This window comes from Bradyrhizobium sp. A11 (genome assembly GCF_042077125.1).
Lineage (GTDB): Bacteria > Pseudomonadota > Alphaproteobacteria > Rhizobiales > Xanthobacteraceae > Bradyrhizobium > Bradyrhizobium japonicum_B.
Genome location: NZ_CP149509.1, coordinates 4,727,704 through 4,743,790 on the forward strand (window position 1 = coordinate 4,727,704; position 16,087 = coordinate 4,743,790).

13 protein-coding genes are annotated in these 16,087 nt (G+C 63.8%); 7 read left to right on the forward strand and 6 right to left on the reverse strand.

Annotation, left to right across the window (positions count from 1 at the left end):
- Positions 1-166: 166 nt before the first annotated feature.
- A complete protein-coding gene (locus tag WI560_RS22265) occupies positions 167-1,345 on the reverse strand; it encodes an ABC transporter substrate-binding protein (RefSeq protein WP_375304871.1) in 1,179 nt (392 codons plus the stop codon).
- 519 nt (positions 1,346-1,864) lie between these two features.
- On the opposite strand from WI560_RS22265, the gene WI560_RS22270 reads away from it, so the two are divergent.
- Positions 1,865-2,149 (forward strand): hypothetical protein, encoded by a 285-nt coding sequence (locus WI560_RS22270; RefSeq protein ID WP_375304872.1) that lies wholly within the window; start codon positions 1,865-1,867, stop codon positions 2,147-2,149.
- Positions 2,150-2,220: 71 nt separating this feature from the next.
- On the opposite strand, the gene purU is transcribed toward WI560_RS22270, so the two are convergent.
- Entirely contained in the window at positions 2,221-3,084 is an 864-nt protein-coding gene (gene purU, locus WI560_RS22275) for a formyltetrahydrofolate deformylase (RefSeq protein WP_257196335.1), read from the reverse strand.
- A gap of 187 nt (positions 3,085-3,271) precedes the next feature.
- Between purU and WI560_RS22280 the strand changes: the two genes are divergently transcribed.
- Positions 3,272-4,111: a uroporphyrinogen-III synthase gene (locus tag WI560_RS22280; protein ID WP_375304873.1), complete on the forward strand. Its 840-nt coding sequence runs from the start codon at positions 3,272-3,274 to the stop codon at positions 4,109-4,111.
- Between the two features lie 118 nt (positions 4,112-4,229).
- On the opposite strand, the gene WI560_RS22285 is transcribed toward WI560_RS22280, so the two are convergent.
- Both WI560_RS22285 and WI560_RS22290 read right to left on the reverse strand, forming a co-directional pair.
- On the reverse strand, positions 4,230-4,910 hold the full coding sequence (locus WI560_RS22285; protein ID WP_375304874.1) for a redoxin domain-containing protein: 681 nt from the start codon (positions 4,908-4,910) through the stop codon (positions 4,230-4,232).
- 21 nt (positions 4,911-4,931) lie between these two features.
- Complete coding sequence (locus WI560_RS22290) at positions 4,932-8,249, reverse strand: adenylate/guanylate cyclase domain-containing protein (protein ID WP_375304875.1); 3,318 nt, start codon at positions 8,247-8,249, stop codon at positions 4,932-4,934.
- Positions 8,250-8,540: 291 nt separating this feature from the next.
- Here WI560_RS22290 and WI560_RS22295 point away from each other — a divergent pair, with 291 nt between their 5' ends.
- Positions 8,541-9,803, forward strand: coding sequence for an MFS transporter (locus WI560_RS22295; RefSeq protein ID WP_375304876.1), 1,263 nt, complete (start codon positions 8,541-8,543; stop codon positions 9,801-9,803).
- Positions 9,804-9,810: 7 nt separating this feature from the next.
- Here WI560_RS22295 and WI560_RS22300 read toward each other — a convergent pair whose 3' ends face one another.
- Positions 9,811-10,485 carry a Crp/Fnr family transcriptional regulator gene (locus WI560_RS22300; protein ID WP_028137580.1) on the reverse strand — a complete coding sequence of 225 codons (675 nt, stop codon included), beginning with the start codon at positions 10,483-10,485 and terminating at the stop codon, positions 9,811-9,813.
- Positions 10,486-10,821: 336 nt separating this feature from the next.
- Between WI560_RS22300 and WI560_RS22305 the strand changes: the two genes are divergently transcribed.
- Positions 10,822-11,643, forward strand: coding sequence for an ABC transporter ATP-binding protein (locus tag WI560_RS22305; RefSeq protein WP_028137581.1), 822 nt, complete (start codon positions 10,822-10,824; stop codon positions 11,641-11,643).
- On the forward strand, positions 11,640-13,571 hold the full coding sequence (locus tag WI560_RS22310) for a long-chain fatty acid--CoA ligase (protein ID WP_375304877.1): 1,932 nt from the start codon (positions 11,640-11,642) through the stop codon (positions 13,569-13,571). The genes WI560_RS22305 and WI560_RS22310 overlap by 4 nt, the downstream gene beginning before the upstream one ends.
- 68 nt (positions 13,572-13,639) lie before the next feature.
- Here WI560_RS22310 and WI560_RS22315 read toward each other — a convergent pair whose 3' ends face one another.
- Complete coding sequence (locus tag WI560_RS22315) at positions 13,640-14,005, reverse strand: endonuclease domain-containing protein (RefSeq protein WP_375304878.1); 366 nt, start codon at positions 14,003-14,005, stop codon at positions 13,640-13,642.
- An 83-nt stretch (positions 14,006-14,088) separates the two neighbouring features.
- Here WI560_RS22315 and WI560_RS22320 point away from each other — a divergent pair, with 83 nt between their 5' ends.
- Positions 14,089-14,982 carry a branched-chain amino acid ABC transporter permease gene (locus WI560_RS22320; protein ID WP_375304879.1) on the forward strand — a complete coding sequence of 298 codons (894 nt, stop codon included), beginning with the start codon at positions 14,089-14,091 and terminating at the stop codon, positions 14,980-14,982.
- Positions 14,983-14,985: 3 nt separating this feature from the next.
- Positions 14,986-16,059, forward strand: a complete 1,074-nt coding sequence (locus WI560_RS22325; protein WP_375304880.1) for a branched-chain amino acid ABC transporter permease — start codon at positions 14,986-14,988, stop codon at positions 16,057-16,059.
- Positions 16,060-16,087: the final 28 nt, after the last annotated feature.

Consider the following 16,087-nt stretch of genomic DNA (forward strand, 5'->3'; position numbering starts at 1 on the left):
GTCTCAGCTTGGAGTTATCGTCATGGCCGGGCTCGTCCCGTCCATCCAGGTTCTTGTCTGGGCGTTTGCGTGGATGCCCGGGACAAGCCCGGGCATGACGCAGAAAGTGGCTCGCGAGATCCCGGATGCGCGCTAAGCGCACCCCGGGATGACGCGCTTTCGCGCGTCACTTCTTGGTCTTGCCGAGATCCTTGACCGCCTCGAAGGTGGCGAACTCGACATTGTACAGCTCGCCGTCGACCTTCTCGACCTTGCGGATGTAGATGTTCTGCACGATGTCGCGGGTTTCGGGGTCGATCGAGATCGGACCGCGCGGGCTCTCCCACTTCTGGCCCTTCATGGCTTCGATCAGCTTGTCGCCATTGGTATCGCCGCCGGTCTTCTTCAGCGCTTCGTAGATCAGGTGGATACCGTCATAGCCGCCCACCGCCATGAAGCCCGGACGATTGCCGAACGCCTTCTTGTAGGCGGCGACGAAATCCTTGTTCATCTGCGAGGGGTGCGCCGCGGAGTAGAGATGCGCGGTGACCGTGCCGAGCACGGCGTCGCCCATGTTGTTGAGCAGGTCGTCGTCGGTGACGTCGCCCGGCCCGATCACCTTGATGCCGGCCTTGTCGAGGCCGCGCTCGGCATACTGCTTCATGAAGTTGCCGCCCTGGCCGGCCGGCACGAACACGAAGATCGCGTCCGGCTTGGCGTCTTTCATGCGCTGCAGGAACGGGGCGAAGTCGGGGTTCTGCAGGGGAACCTTGACCTCTTCGACCACCTCGCCGCCGCCGGCCGTGAAGTGCTGTTTGAAGAAGTTGAGAGCGTCATTGCCCGGCGCGTAGTCCGAGGTCAGCGTCGCCACCTTCTTGATGCCGTTCTTCGCCGCCCAGTCGCCGATGATGGTCGAGGACTGTGCCAGCGTGAAGCTGGTGCGTACGATATAGGGCGAGCGCTCGGTGATGATCGAGGTGCCGGCCGCCATGACGATTTCCGGAATCTTGGCCTGCGTTGCCAGCGGCGCCGCCGCGAGTGCGGCGGGCGTCACGCCGAAGCCGGCGATGAAGTTGACCTTGTCGTTGACGATCAGCTCCTGCGCGGCGGTCTTGGTCTTGTCCGGGATCGCGGCATCGTCCTTGAGGATGATCTCGATCTTCTTGCCGGCGACGGTGTCGCCCTTCTGCTGCATGTAGAGCTTGATCGCGTTCTCGATCTGCTTGCCGGTCGAGGCCTGGCCGCCTGTCATCGGCAGGATCAGGCCGATCTTGACGCTGTCCTGGGCCTTCGCAGGCGCGACGGCCGCGAAGCTTGCGATGGCGGCCGCTACGGCAGTCCGCGAAAGAATCTTGCGTTCGAACATCAGATGTCCCTCCCCTTCATTCCTGCTCTTGTGCCCTAGACCGAGTACCCGGCCCTTGCCTCAAACTTAGCCGACGCGCGAGCAATCATCGCTGGCCACATGGGCGTCTTTCGCGCCAACCTTGTCAATCGGACGTTTGGCGACTATTCGGCGAGCCGTGCGTTCCGACGATTTGCCGACCGAAGCGGCGCCCCGGGTTACGTCGGGTCTCCCCGAAGCAACTCGCCCACCAATCATTTGTACGAATGTACAAAGAAAATGGACTTGTCAACGAGAACCCCGCCACCAACCGACGCCATGTTGTCGCGAGCGTCGCATGGCAGTCTAGAACCGGCAGGGATCGCAGGCATGGAGGATTTCGTCTTTCGCTTGCAGAATATGTACATCCGCGCGCCCTGGCTTCCCGCATCTCGGTAATAAATTACCTATCTCGAATAAGTCTATTTTACCTTGTTGAAGGCTAAGCTTCTGCCCTGCCGGCCCGGGCTGGCGTCCACTGACCGACTGCGCGCCCATACAATGTCCAAGACTTTTCGTTCCGCCCTCGTCCTCGCTGCGCTCGCTGCGGGACTGTCCGGCTGCGGGACGGTCAACGAAAAACTCTCCGCCGGCATGGGCGACTATGTCCCGCAATGGGCCGGCGGCCTGCCGGCCGATGCCCCGCCGCGACCGGGCACACCGCAATACGACGCCTACATGAAGGAACGCGAACGCAAGCGGCTGCTGCCGGCGGCGGATCGCGAGAAGGAGGAGCAGGCGCAGAAGGGCGCGACGGGAACGACCTCGGCCGGCACGGCGCGCTGATGGGGCAGGTGGCGAATAGGAAATAGCGAATATGGCCTCTTTTCTATTCGCTACTCGCCATTCGCTATTCGCTAGTCGACGAACACCACGGTCTTGCGGCCGTTGAGGATGACGCGGTCGTCGAGATGGTAGCGGATCGCGCGGGCGAGCACGCGACGCTCGATGTCGCGGCCCTTGCGGACGAGATCCTCGGGCGTGTCGCGATGACTGATGCGCTCGACGTCCTGGTCGATGATCGGGCCTTCGTCGAGATCGCGCGTGACGTAATGCGCGGTGGCTCCGATCAGCTTGACGCCGCGCTCATGGGCCTGGTGATAGGGCTTTGCGCCCTTGAAGCCCGGCAGGAACGAGTGGTGGATGTTGATGCAGCGGCCCGAAAGCTTGGCTGACAGATCATCGGACAGGATCTGCATATAGCGGGCGAGCACGACGAGATCGGTCTTCGTCTTGCCGACGAGGTCGATGATCTGCGATTCCTGCTCGCGCTTGGTCTCCTTGGTCACCGGCAGGTGGTGGAATGGGATGCCGCCGAAATCGAGCCCGGCGTAGACCTCCCGCGGATGGTTGGAGACGATCGCAGTCAGCGTCATCGGCAACTCGCCGGTGCGCCAGCGATAGAGGATGTCGACCAGGCAGTGGTCGGACTTCGACACCAGCAGCATCACCTTGCGATGCGCGGCGCGGTCGCGCATCTGCCATTCCATGCCGAAACGCTCGGCGATCGCGGCAAAGCCGGTCTGCAGCGCCGACAGTTCCACGGCAAGATCGGCCGCGGTGAACACCACCCGCATGAAGAACTTCTTGGTCTCGACGTCGTCGAACTGCTGGGCGTCGAGAATGTTCTGTCCATTGTGGGCGAGAAACGTCGACACCGCCGAGACGATGCCGGGCCGATCCGGACAGGACAAGGTCAGAACATATTGATGGTCGGGCATGTTGATGGACGGGCTTGGCTCTTGATGAAGGTTTGTGCAGCGGAACGACCCCGCGACCTGCACCCTGCTCTAGCACCGACCCCGCCCTTGCGCCAATCCCAAGACGATCCCAAGACAATCCCAAGACTTGCTTCGACATCATGCGCGGAGTCAGGATGAACAGACGATTGCGATTACGGAGAATCCCATGGCCGACCGCCTGAACGGCTACCGCATCCTGATCCTGGAAACGCGCGAGGAGGCGCAGTTTTCCAAGCTGCTGGCCGAGCAAGGCGCCGAGGTCGTGCAATGCCCGATGTTCACCATCCACGACGCGCCGGACCCCGCCCCGGTCGAGGCCTGGATCCGCCGCGCCATCGACAAGCCGCTTGACGATCTCGTGCTGATGACCGGCGAAGGCCTGCGGCGGATCATGAAGCTTTCCCGCGCCCGCGGGATCGACGCCGACTTTGTCGCCGCGCTCGCCAAGACGCGGACATTCACCCGCGGCCCAAAGCCCGGCAGGGCGCTGCGCGAGGTCGGGCTGGAACCGCAGCAGACGACAGAGAAACCGACCACCGAAGGCGTGATCGAGATGCTGGGCAAGCTCGACCTCAGGGGACGGCGCCTCGGCCTGCAGCTCTATCCGGACAAGGAGCATAGCGCGCTGACCGGCGCGCTGGCCGCACAAGGCGCCGCGGTCGATACGGTGCTGCCCTATGTCTACGATTCCAAGGCAGCCGATACCAACATCATCGCCGCCGTCGACGACATGGCCGCAGGTCGGATCGACGCCCTCGCGCTCACCAATCTCGGCCAGGTCCGCCGACTGATCGAGGCCGCGAAGGCGCATGGCAGCGAGGCCAAGCTGCGCGCCGGCCTCGAACGGACGCTGATCGCGTCGGTCGGTCCGGCGGTCTCCGGCGAGCTCGCCGCCCACGGCCTCCGCACCGACGTTTCGCCGGCGGAGGAAGCGTACTTCATGCGACCGCTGATCTCGGCGATGGCGGCAGCGCTCGCCGAGAAACGGCCGAAGGTAGCGGGTTAATCACCACGCGACGATGCCTAAAGCGCGATGAGATGAGGAAGAATCGTCATCGCGCTTTAGGTTATTGTTTGAGCATGATCTTTTCGGAAAACCGCTGCGCACTTTTCCGGATCATGCTTTAGCTTGCCACCTGCGACGCGGCCGACATCAACTCCTGAGGGCTCGGAGCCCCGAACATGCGCAGGCCACCGTCAGGAACCTCGGTAAAGGTCCAACGCACGATTCCCTCACGATCGAGCAGGAACTGGCCGAACAGCTGGCCCTGACCGGTTGCCGCCATCCGCTGGTCGGCCTCCGTCATCTCGTAGCCGTCCTTGTTGTTGAGGTACTCGGCAGCTGCCAACCGATTCATCAGCCCCGGCGTTTCGCCGGGCATATCGACCTGCATGCTCATGACGACGTCCATACCCACCTTGCGCGGCCACTCGGTCTCCTTTTCCGTGAACTCGAGATTGGGCAGACCGAACGCGCGGTGCGAGACCCGCTCGGGGTCGGACGCGGCGAGCAGATTGGGCAATGGATGATAGCGGAAGTAAAGCCGCGCGCGCTCGATCGGCGTATTCACGATCGTGAGACTTTCGACGCCCTTGTCGCGCAGGGCTGCATCGAGTTGAGCCTGTGCCGCGATATGGCGGCGACAGAACGGGCAGTGCAGCCCTCGAAACAAGCCGATCAATATCGGACTATGTCCGCGAAAATCCTGGAGCGCGATCGTTCCATCGCGTGTGATGGCGTCCAGCACGATGTTCGGTGCGCGATCGCCAGGTTGAAGCGGTCCATCGGCATGAAGTTCTGACATGGTTGAACTCCTTCATATGACCTAGTCAAGAAATGGCAGTACGATCAGCCCGGCGGGATCAAGCCCGTGGCGGGCGCAGACATCATGGGCCAGCGCGAAATATCGGTCGGCCTCGGGCATGTCGCCTCGATCGAGGCTCAGCGTCGCGAGACCATCATAGCATGGAAAGAGCTGCTGCGGTTCGCCGGTTTCGTTCGCCACCTCGATTGCTTCATTGTAGCAGAGGGCGGCCAGATCCGGGCGGAAATGGCATTGATGGATCTGCCCAAGCACAATCAAGGGCACAGAGAGATGCTCGCGCTGATCGAGCGCACGGTCGATTTCGACTGCCCTTTCGGCAGCCGGCACTCCTTCCTCGGTACATCTGTCCGTAAAGGTGCAACAGGCAACGGCAAAATTAGCAAGCAGACGCGCCTGGAAGCCGAGATCCCCGATCCGACGCGCGACATCGAGTCCACGTCGGCAGACCTCCACGGCTTTCGCCGGGTCAACGATCGTGTAGAGCACGCCGAGATTGGTGTAGCCGCGGCACGCTACGTTAAGCAGCCCGGCCGCTTCGGCGGTCGCGACACTTTGCTCCACCTCACGGACCGCCTCCTCGTGTCGTCCAAGCCGCGCCAGCGCAACCCCCTTGGTGTTGAGGGCCTCGGCAATGGCCCGTGCCGCCTCGAACCCGGCCTGCTCGTCCCCGTCCGCCGGTACTGAGCGCGCATAGCCGAGCGCCTCGTCTGCCCAATTTGCGGCGGCCACGTGATCGCCCGTCCGAAACGCGAGACGGCCGCGCTCCTGCAAGAGATGCGCCCACTCGATGGGCGCGTCGGTCCCTCCGAGCAATTTGGCCGCCTCGGCGTAATGCGTCTCTGCCATGATCCGCTTGCCGGCGTCCCACAACAATCGGCCAAGCTTGCGAACAATCCGCGCTTCGCCGATCCGGTCCTGTCCGGCGCGATGCCCCTCCAACGCGCTCTGATAGTGCTCCTCGGCCGTGTTCCGGCGGCCAGCCGCACCACAGAGGTCCGCAATCCGCTCATACAGGACCAGACGTTCCGGCTCCAGTTCGCCGCCGGTCAACAGCACGGCGAGGGCCTGTTGGTAGAGACGGATGGCATCGTCATTGGCATAGCTGGCGCGTGCGCGATCGCCGGCCGCGCGCAGATAACGCGCGCCCTTCGGCTTGCTCGCGCTCAGACTGAAGTGATGTCCGAGCAGTATGAGATCTTCGAGGCGCTCGGGCTCGTTGCCATAGAGCTTCTCGAGCGCTCCACCAATCCGTCCATGAAGCTCGATCCGGCGCTGCAGAAGCAGGTTTTGATAGATCACGTCCTGAAGCATGGTTTGCGTGAAGCGGTAGATCCGCAGCGAAATCGAGTTCGAGCCCGCGACCTCCTCGATGATCTCCGCGTCGCACAGACGTTCCAGCCCTGCTTCAACCCCAGCCGACTCGGTTGCCGCCGCACCGAGAGCCGCCGCATCAAAACGCGGGCCGATCACCGCGGCCTCCTGTGCCAGCCGGCGTACCTGAGGCGGCAACCGGTCGAGGCGCGCCAGCAACAAGGCCTGAACGCTTGCCGGAATATCGGCGGCGGCTTCATCCGACGTCATCCGCCACTGCGCGCCGTCGCGCTCCAGCGTGCCGGCTTCGATGAGGCCACGTATGATCTCCTCGAGAAAGAGCGGATTGCCGCCGGCGCGGTCGAGGATTCGGCTGAACAGGCGTCCCGGTGGGTCACGCCAAACGCGACTGAAGTAGGCCGCGAGCAGCCTCTGTCCCTCGGCGTCGTCGAGCGGGGGCAGCCGAAGGGTTGTGTGACTGATCTTGCTCGAACCGAACTGGTCCAATTCCAGCATCGGCCGATGCGTAAACAGCAGCATCAGCCGCGTCCGCTCCATTCTGTCCATCAGGAACCGCAACGCTTCGAGGGATACCGCATCCGCCCAATGCAGATCCTCGACGATGATCAGCAGCGGCGACAGTGCCAGGCGGCGTTCGAAGGCGGTGCGGATCGCGAAGAATATCTGCCGGCGGAGCTGTTCGGGCTCGACATGCCTGAGCACGGCGTTGGGGTCGCCGAGGCCGAGTACGTGCAGGTAGAGGGGCATCAGTCGGTCGGCCTCGTCAGTCGCGAGGCCGAGCTCCGACAGCGCTTCGGCGACCTTCGCCTCCGCCTCGGCGGCGCCAGCCTTCTGCGCGATGCCGTAGGCGCTGCGCAACACGGCGGCGAGTGTGCCGTACGATTGTTCGCCCAGCGGCGAGCACGCCACCCGCCGAATCGCCACGCGTGCAAATCGATCCTCGTCGCGGATACGGGCGACGAATTCGCTGACCAGGCGCGTTTTCCCGATGCCGGCTTCACCGACCAGCCGCACCAGTTGAGCTGCGCCGCCGCATGCGAGATCAAGACAGCCGATGATGCGCGCAAGCTCGGCGTCGCGCCCGATCAACGGCGCATTGAGGCCCAGCGCGTCGAGGCCGCGTGCCGCACGGGGCGTGTCGAGCGGCTCCTTCAGGCGGTGCACCAGCACGCTGCCCATCTTGCCCTTGAGCGAGACCTCGCCAAGCGAGTCATAGGAGAACGCATGCCGCGTCAGACGGTGGGTCAATGGCCCGACCAGCACCTCGCCCGGAGCCGCCATCGACTGTAGCCGCTGGGCGGTATTCACTGTATCGCCGGTCACCGAATAGGATTTGGCAACGCCCACACCGAGCCCGCCCGCGACGACGTGCCCGGTGTTGATGCCGACATGGAGCAGCAGCGGCGAGCCTGCATACGCCTTCGCGCGTTGGCTGAGACGCGCTGTCCGGCCGATCATGTCGAGGGCAGCGCGGACCGCCCGCTCCGGGTCGTCCTCGTGCGCTGCCGGGGCACCAAACAGAGCAAGCAGCGCATCGCCGATGAATTTGTCCACGAAACCGCCAAAGCTTTGCACCGCGGCCGTCAACTCTTCGAACAGCCCGTTTTGAAGCGTCTGCATGACCTCGGGGTCGAGCCGCTCGCTCATCGCGGTGAAGCCGCTGAGGTCGGCAAACAGCACGGTGATGGTACGGCGGTTCGCCTCGCTGTCGATCTTGTCCGACTGAAATCCAAATGCGACCTGAGCCGCGTCCGCTGGCACGAGCGGCGGAGAGGACGGCCGGATCGGAAGCGTCGTCTGGCTCGTCGGCGCCTGCCCGCCGCCCGGGGGAACCTCGGAGACGAAGGCGCCGCATTTCGGGCAATAGGCGAAATCCGGTGCGCATGGAAAGCCGCAACCAGGGCACGGGTTCGGCTGCTTCGTGCCGCACTTCGGACAGAAGGCAAAGCCGCTCTGGACCTCGAAACCACAGCGAGAGCAGTTCATTGGTCAAGACCTCGCGGAAGCCGCGACGGCGCGATCTACCGGACCTGCCCAATGGGCCCAGGATGCAGACCAGAATGGGCTTTGCGCGCCGGAAGCGCAAGCGGCCTAATCTACCTCTCCGTATCGGCTGGCAGCAAAGCAATGCTGCGGGCGCACCGGCTCACCGCACGTCGTCGGCAAACATGGCGGCATGCGGTGGCGCCAATTGACAGGGGCATCGCCGGGGTTACCCTGCCGAACAGAAGAACAAAAATAAGGGCAGGGAATCGCCGTGAAACCCGTCATCGCATCTTGAGCACATCCGCACGACCTTCCGCGCTCGCGCCGTTCCGCATTCGCAATTATCGTTTTCAATGGCCGTCGGATCTGCTCACCTCCTGGGCGTTCGAGGTCGAGACGCTCGTGCTCGGCTGGTACATCCTGGTCGAGACCGGCTCGGTGCTGCTGCTCACCGTGCTTGCCTCGCTCCAGTTCGTCGGGACATTGGTCGCGCCGGTGTTCGGCATGATCGGCGATCGCATGGGCCATCGCGATCTCCTGGTCGTGATGCGTCTTGCCTATACGGTGCTCTCGTCAACCATCATGGTCCTGGCGCTGACCGGTCATCTGTCGCCGCTGAGCGTCATGATCATCGTCGCAATCATGGGTTTGATTCGTCCCTCCGATCTCGGCGTCCGGGGCGCGCTGCTCGCCGAGATCATGCCGGCCGAGCAGCTGGTGGGCGCCATCAGCGTTGCACGCACCACCCAGGACAGCGCGCGCATCGCCGGCGCGTTGACCGGCGCCGGGTTGTTCGCCGTCCTCGGCATCGGCCTCGTCTATGTGGCGATCGCCTGCCTCTATCTGGCTGCCGCGCTTCTCATGCTCTGCCTGACCCGGCCCAAGAGAACCGTCATCACGAGCGATCTTCCGGCCAACAGCCACGCGGTGTCGCGACTGCTGGGCGAGCTCAAGGAAGGAATCGTCTACGCCTGGAATGGCCCGGGAATGCGCGCGGCGCTGTGCGTGGCGTTCCTGGCCAATCTCACCGCATTTCCCTTCACTGGCGGGCTGCTGCCCTACATCGCCCGCGACATCTTTCATACCGACCAGACCGGCCTCGGTTACCTCTCGGCGAGCTTCGCGATCGGCTCGCTGATCGGCTCCATCACGCTCAGCCTCGTCGGCGGACTGCGCATTGCCCGGCTTCTGATCGGCGCGACGCTGGCCTGGTACGCCATGCTGCTGGTATTCGTCGAAATCAGGACCATGCCGGTGGCGATGGCCTGCCTCGTTCTCGCCGGTATCGCCCAGAGCATGTCGATGATCTCGGCAGCCGTGATCCTGATGCGGTCGGCCAGTGCGCATCTTCGCGGCCGCGTGATGGGCGTGCGCATGATGGTGATCTACGGCCTGCCGATCGGATTGCTCGCGGCCGGCAGCATGATCGACGTCATCGGCTATTCCGCAACCGGCTCGCTCTATGCCGCCGCGGGCTTCATCACGATGCTGGCGATCGCGATCCGCTGGCGCGCCGATCTCTGGCCGGTGCACGCGCCCGCCAATGCGCGATGAGGTCGCGTTAGTCCCCGTAGCCGCGCAGCCGCTCGATATCGAGGATGGTGACGCCGCCATATTCCAGCCGCAGCAACCCCTCCTTCTCGAGCCGGTTCAGCGCGCGGTTGGCGTTCTGGCGGGACATGCCGGAGAGCGCGCCGATCTCCTCCTGGGTGATCTCCAGATGCGCGGTCGATTCCGGATAGAGGATCGGGTTGAACAGTGAGGCGATGCTGCGGGCAAGGCGCGCGGTCGCATCGAGGGTCCGATTGACCTCGAGCATGCCGATGAACTGGCCGAGCCGCTCGTTGAGCTGGCGCACCAGAAAGCGGTTGAAGCCGACGCTGTTTTCGAACAGCCACATGAAGGCGCTGCGTTCCATCAGCGCGACGCGGCTGTCGCGCAGCGCGACCACGTCATAGCGGCGCGGCTCGTTCTTGAGCACGCTGCCCTCGCCGAACCAGGCCCCTGCCGTCAGCCCGGCCAGGCTCGTCTCCTTGCCGTCCCGCGAGACCCCGCCCATGCGGGCAAGACCGCTGACCATGCCGGCCCAATAGGCGAAGATATCGCCGCGCATGAACACGGTCTCGCCGGTGCCGTAGGACCGCTCAGTGATACCGGCGCGCGCGACCTCGATCTCCGCTTGCGTGAGCTCGCGCGACCAGGCGGCGACGCGCTTCAGATGATCTTCTGAAATCATGATCTCGCGAACAGCCGCACCGTTTCGTCACTCCACCTTCTGTTGCATTGCAACATGATTATGACGACTGCCACCCGACGAAAGATGAAGGCCGCTGCCGCCCGGCAAACTTTGTCGCAGAATTGTCAGCCGGGAGACATTTCAAAATAGCGCTTTCCCCTATTGAGGACCACCTCGGCGATGCGGCTCTTGATCCCTGATGGGAACGAGAGTGGCGCGGGCTCCGGTCGAGACCATCTGCTGCATGGCCTCACCGGCACCACCGTACTAGGATCGCCGGACAGAACGGACGAAGAGCGCGGCTAAAAAGCGCCATCACCGGGAGGGTTTCGTTTGGTGGCTACCAGTCTTGAAGTGCGCGGCGTGTCCTTGCGATTCGGCGGCGTCCGTGCGCTGACCGATGTCAGTTTCGCCATCAAGGACGGCGAGCTGTTCTCGATCATCGGCCCCAATGGCGCCGGCAAGACCTCGATCGTGAACTGTATTTCCGGTCGCTACAAGCCGACTGAAGGCCAGCTCTTCTATGGAGACCGCGACATCACCGGCTTGACGCCGAATGCCCGGGCCTCGCTCGGCATCGGCCGCACCTTCCAGAATCTCGCCCTGTTCCACCACATGAGCGTGCTCGACAACATCATGGTCGGCCGCCATCACCTCCTGAAGAACAATTTCCTGACGGGCTCGCTGTACTGGCTCACCGGCGCGCGCAAGGAAGAGCTCGAGCACCGCCGCAAGGTGGAGGAGATCATCGACTTCCTCGACCTGCAATCTGTCCGCAAGGCTACGGCGGGCACCCTCTCCTACGGCCTGCGCAAGCGCGTCGAGCTCGCCCGCGCCATGGCGCTGGAGCCGCGCCTCATCCTCCTCGACGAACCCATGGCCGGCATGAACTTCGAGGAGAAGGAGGACATGGCCCGCTACATCGTCGACCTCAACGAGGAGTTCGGCATGACGGTGGTCATGATCGAGCACGACATGGGCGTGGTGATGGACATCTCTCATCGCGTCATGGTGCTCGATTTCGGCAAGAAGATCGCCGAAGGGGACCCCGCGACGGTGCTCGCCGATCCTCACGTTAGGCGTGCCTATCTCGGCGAGGAGGACGAAGTGCTGGTCGATCCCGACGATGCACCGCCTGCGCAGGAGAGCGCGGCATGATGGACTACGCAGGCCGCGTCGCGCAGGCCGACACCTATCCCAAGATGCTCCGGCTCAACGCCAAGGAGCACGGCAACAAAATCGCGTTGCGGGAGAAGGATCTCGGGCTCTGGCGGCTATTCACCTGGAACGACTATCAGGCCCGCGTGCGCGACTTCGCGCTCGGCCTCGTCGAAATGGGCCTTGGCCGCGGCGATGTCATCGGCATCATCGGCGATAACCGGCCGGACTGGGTCGCGGCGGAAGTCGCGACGCACGCCATCGGCGGTCTCAGCCTCGGGCTCTATCGCGACGTGCTCGACGAGGAGGCTTCCTATCTCCTCAATTATGGTGAGGCGCAGCTCGTCTTCGCCGAGGACGAGGAGCAGGTCGACAAGCTGCTCACCCTCGCCGACCGCGCACCGAAGCTGAAGCACATCATCTATTCCGATCCGCGAGGGATGCGGAAATACGACGACCCGCGCCTGATGTCGGCGGAGGCGTTTGCCGAGCTCGGTCGGGCACGTGCCGCGCGCGAGCCGGAGCTCTACGACCGCCTCGTAGATGCCACCAATGGCGAGGATGTCGCGATCCTCTGCACGACGTCGGGCACCACGTCTCATCCCAAGCTGGCGATGCTCGCCGCCGGCCGGGTGCTCGGTCATTGCGCGACCTATCTCGCCTTCGATCCGAAAGGGCCGGACGACGAATACGTCTCGGTGCTGCCGCTGCCATGGATCATGGAGCAGGTCTACGTGCTCGGCAAAGGCCTGTTGTGCCGCATGAAGATCAACTTCGTCGAAGAGCCCGACACCATGATGAACGATCTGCGCGAGATCGCGCCGACGTTCGTCTTGTTTGCCCCCCGCGTCTGGGAATCCATCGCCGCCGACGTCCGGGCCAAGGTGATGGACGCCACGCCTCTCAAGCAGCGCCTGTTCGACGTCGGCATGAAGAGCGGCCTCGCCGCGCTCGAACAGGGCAAGCGCTCCGCCCTTGCCGACGCCATCCTGTTCCGCGCGCTGCGCGACCGCCTCGGCTTCACCCGCCTGCGCTCGGCCGCGACCGGCGGCGCGGCGCTCGGCCCCGAGACCTTCAAGTTCTTCCAGGCGATGGGCGTGCCGCTGCGCACGCTCTACGGCCAGACCGAGCTGCTCGGGGCCTATACGCTGCATCCCGAAGGCAAGGTCGATCCCGACACGACCGGCGTGCCGATGGCCGACAATGTCGAGATCCGCATCGACAATCCCGACGTCCACGGCGTCGGCGAGATCGTGGTGCGGCATCCCAACATGTTCCTAGGCTACTACAAGAATCCGGAAGCGAGCGTCGCCGACATCAAGGACGGCTGGATGTGCTCCGGCGATGCCGGCTATTTCAACGCCAACAACCAGCTCGTCGTCATCGACCGCATCAAAGATCTCGCCGAGACCTCGCGCGGCGAGCGCTTCTCGCCGCAATTCATCGAGAACAAGCTGAAATTCTCGCCCTATATCGCCGAAGCGGTGGTGCTGGGCGCCGGCCGTGACGCGCTCGCGGCGATGATCTGCATCCGCTACTCCATCATCTCGAAATGGGCGGAGAAGAACCGCCTCTCCTTCACCACCTACACCGACCTCGCCTCGCGGCCCGAGGTCTACGCGCTGCTGCACAAAGAGGTCGAGACCGTCAACGCCACGCTGCCGCCGGCCCAGCGCATCTCGCGTTTCCTGCTGCTGTACAAGGAGCTGGACGCCGACGACGGCGAGCTCACCCGCACCAGAAAAGTGCGCCGCAGCGTCATCAACGAGAAATACGCCGGCATCATCGACGCGATCTACCGCGGAGATTCCGACATTCCCGTCGACACCGTGATCCGCTTCCAGGACGGCACCACACAGCGGGTGCGGACGACATTGCGAGTGGTGGACCTCGGGATGCACGGGCACATGGCGGAGGCGGCGGAGTGAGCCAGATGTCCATCACGCGCGGTGCTGCCCTTCGCCTCTTCCCGCTTGCGGGGAGAGGCCGGAGCGCGTCAGCGATCCGGGTGAGGGGGAGCCTCCGCGAGGGCGGTGACGATCGTTTCGAGAACGCCGGCCAAGTTGCGCGAGACATCGTTATTCCAAAAGCGCAGGATCCGGTAGTTGCGGTCAGCAAGCCATTTGTCCCGCACGGCGTCGTGCGGACTGTCGGCGTGTTGACCACCATCCACTTCAACAATCAGACGCGCCTCGCGGCAAATAAAATCGACGGTGTATGGCCCGATCGGCTCCTGCCGGACGAACTTGTGGCCACTCAGCCTGCGGGCGCGCAGGCGATACCAGAGTTTTCCATCCGCGTCCGTCAACGTGGTTCGCAAGCGCCTTGCGCGTTCGATCTTGGATTCATCAGCACCTCGCATGCGGAGACTCCCCCTCACCCGCCGCGCGTTCCGCGCGTCGGCCTCTCCCCGCAAGCGGGGAGAGGCGAAGGACAGCATATCACATGAACACCGCCTTCCTCATCCAGCTTCTGGTCAACGGCCTCGTGGTCGGCACGCTCTATGGCGTGGTCGCGATGTCGTTCGTGCTGATCTACAAGGCGACGCAGGTCGTCAATTTCGCGCAAGGCGAGCTGCTGCTGGTCGGAGCCTGGGTGTGCTGGGCGCTGCTGGCGAAGTATCAGGTGCCGTTCTGGGTCGGCATGCCGATGACGCTGGTGTTCATGTTCGTGTTCGGCATCGCGGTCCAGGTCCTGATCCTGCGGCCGATGATCGGCGAGCCCATCATATCCGTCATCATGGTGACGATCGGCCTCTCCACCGTGCTGCAAGCGACGCTGAAATGGATGTTCGGCGTCAATCCGCAGCCGTTCCCGCGCGTGTTCGAGAGCCAGTCGGTCAGCCTGCTCGGGCTGCAGATCCAGACCGTCTATGTCATGAGCCTGGTGGTCTCCGTCGCCATGATGATCGGCATGGCCTGGTTCTTCCGTGGTTCGAAATACGGCCTGGCGATGCGCGCCACCGCGTTCAACCAGCAGGTCGCGCAATCGCTTGGCATTTCCGTCAAGAGCGTGTTCGCGATGGCCTGGGCGATCTCGGCGACGGTCTCGGCGGTCGCGGGCGTGGTCGTCGCGGTCGTGAACGGCGTGTCGTCGGGTCTTGCCGCCTACGGCATCAAGGTCTTTCCGGCGGCGATCCTCGGTGGGCTCGACTCCGTCGGCGGCGCCGTGCTCGGCGGCATCATCATCGGCCTGCTCGAGAACGTCGCGCAATATGTCGACAGCGAATATCTGCACTGGGGCAATCTCTACGAGATCGCACCGTTCTACGTCCTCATCATCGTGCTGATGATCAAGCCTTACGGATTGTTCGGCACCCACGACATCGAACGGATCTGACCCATGGCCGGCCCTGCCCTCATTCCCGCTGGTGATTTCCGTACCTCCTACGCGGCGGACACCACGATCTTCCCGACCGCCACCAGCCGCAACTTCGCGATCGCGGGCGTCGCGCTGCTGTGCCTCGCACCGCAATTCTTCAGCGGATACTGGCTCAGCATCCTGATCCAGATCGGCATCTTCTCGATCGCCGCGCTCGGCCTCAACATCCTGGTCGGCTTCACCGGCCAGATCTCGATCGGGCACGCCGCCTTCTTCCTGCTCGGCGCTTTCACCTCGGCCTACATCTCCAACAACGCGCCGATCCCGGTATTCTTCGCCATCCCGCTTGCGGGAATCGTCACTGCGCTGGTCGGCCTGATATTCGGCCTTCCGGCGGCGCGGCTGAAAGGTCTTTACCTCGTCATCGCGACGCTGGCTGCGCAGTACATCCTGCTCGACTTCTTCTCGCGCGCCGAATGGTTCTCCGGCGGCTCGGTGCCGGCGAGCGCCGCGCCTTTCTCGATCTTCGGCTATACGCTGCGCGGCGACCGACAGTACTTCTACGTCGTGCTGGCCTATGTGCTCGTGAGCTACATCCTCGTCACCAATCTGATGCGCACGCGGGACGGCCGCGCGCTGGTGGCGATCCGCGACCATTATCTCTCCGCCGAGATCATGGGCATCAACCTGACGAAATACCGCACGCTGTCGTTCGGGCTCGCCGCCTTCTTCGCCGGCATCGCCGGCGCGCTCTATGCGCACTACCAGCTCGTGGTGTCGCAGGAAGGTTTCGGCATCGAGCGCTCGATCCTGTTCCTCGCCATGATCATCATCGGCGGCACCGGCTCGGTCATGGGCACGCTGATGGGCACCGCCTTCGTGGTGCTGCTGCCGGAATCGATGGAATGGCTGAGCCATCATCTGAAGGGCGGCGCGATCGACCAGGCGCTGTCACTCAACACCAACATCACCTTCCTGCGCGAGATCGCGATCGGGGTGATCATCATCGCGTTCCTGATGTTCGAGCCCGATGGGCTTGCGCATCGCTGGCGGCAGATCAAGGCGTACTGGAAACTCTACCCGTTCTCGCATTGAGCGCGGACCACTTCACTTAAACAATAAA

Coding starts and splice junctions, on each gene's coding strand:
- WI560_RS22265 (WP_375304871.1), bottom strand. CDS start 1,345: ATGTTCGAACGCAAGATTCTTTCGCGGACTGCCGTAGCGGCCGCCATC.
- WI560_RS22270 (WP_375304872.1), top strand. CDS start 1,865: ATGTCCAAGACTTTTCGTTCCGCCCTCGTCCTCGCTGCGCTCGCTGCG.
- purU (WP_257196335.1), bottom strand. CDS start 3,084: ATGCCCGACCATCAATATGTTCTGACCTTGTCCTGTCCGGATCGGCCC.
- WI560_RS22280 (WP_375304873.1), top strand. CDS start 3,272: ATGGCCGACCGCCTGAACGGCTACCGCATCCTGATCCTGGAAACGCGC.
- WI560_RS22285 (WP_375304874.1), bottom strand. CDS start 4,910: ATGTCAGAACTTCATGCCGATGGACCGCTTCAACCTGGCGATCGCGCA.
- WI560_RS22290 (WP_375304875.1), bottom strand. CDS start 8,249: ATGAACTGCTCTCGCTGTGGTTTCGAGGTCCAGAGCGGCTTTGCCTTC.
- WI560_RS22300 (WP_028137580.1), bottom strand. CDS start 10,485: ATGATTTCAGAAGATCATCTGAAGCGCGTCGCCGCCTGGTCGCGCGAG.
- WI560_RS22310 (WP_375304877.1), top strand. CDS start 11,640: ATGATGGACTACGCAGGCCGCGTCGCGCAGGCCGACACCTATCCCAAG.
- WI560_RS22315 (WP_375304878.1), bottom strand. CDS start 14,005: ATGCGAGGTGCTGATGAATCCAAGATCGAACGCGCAAGGCGCTTGCGA.
- WI560_RS22320 (WP_375304879.1), top strand. CDS start 14,089: ATGAACACCGCCTTCCTCATCCAGCTTCTGGTCAACGGCCTCGTGGTC.
- WI560_RS22325 (WP_375304880.1), top strand. CDS start 14,986: ATGGCCGGCCCTGCCCTCATTCCCGCTGGTGATTTCCGTACCTCCTAC.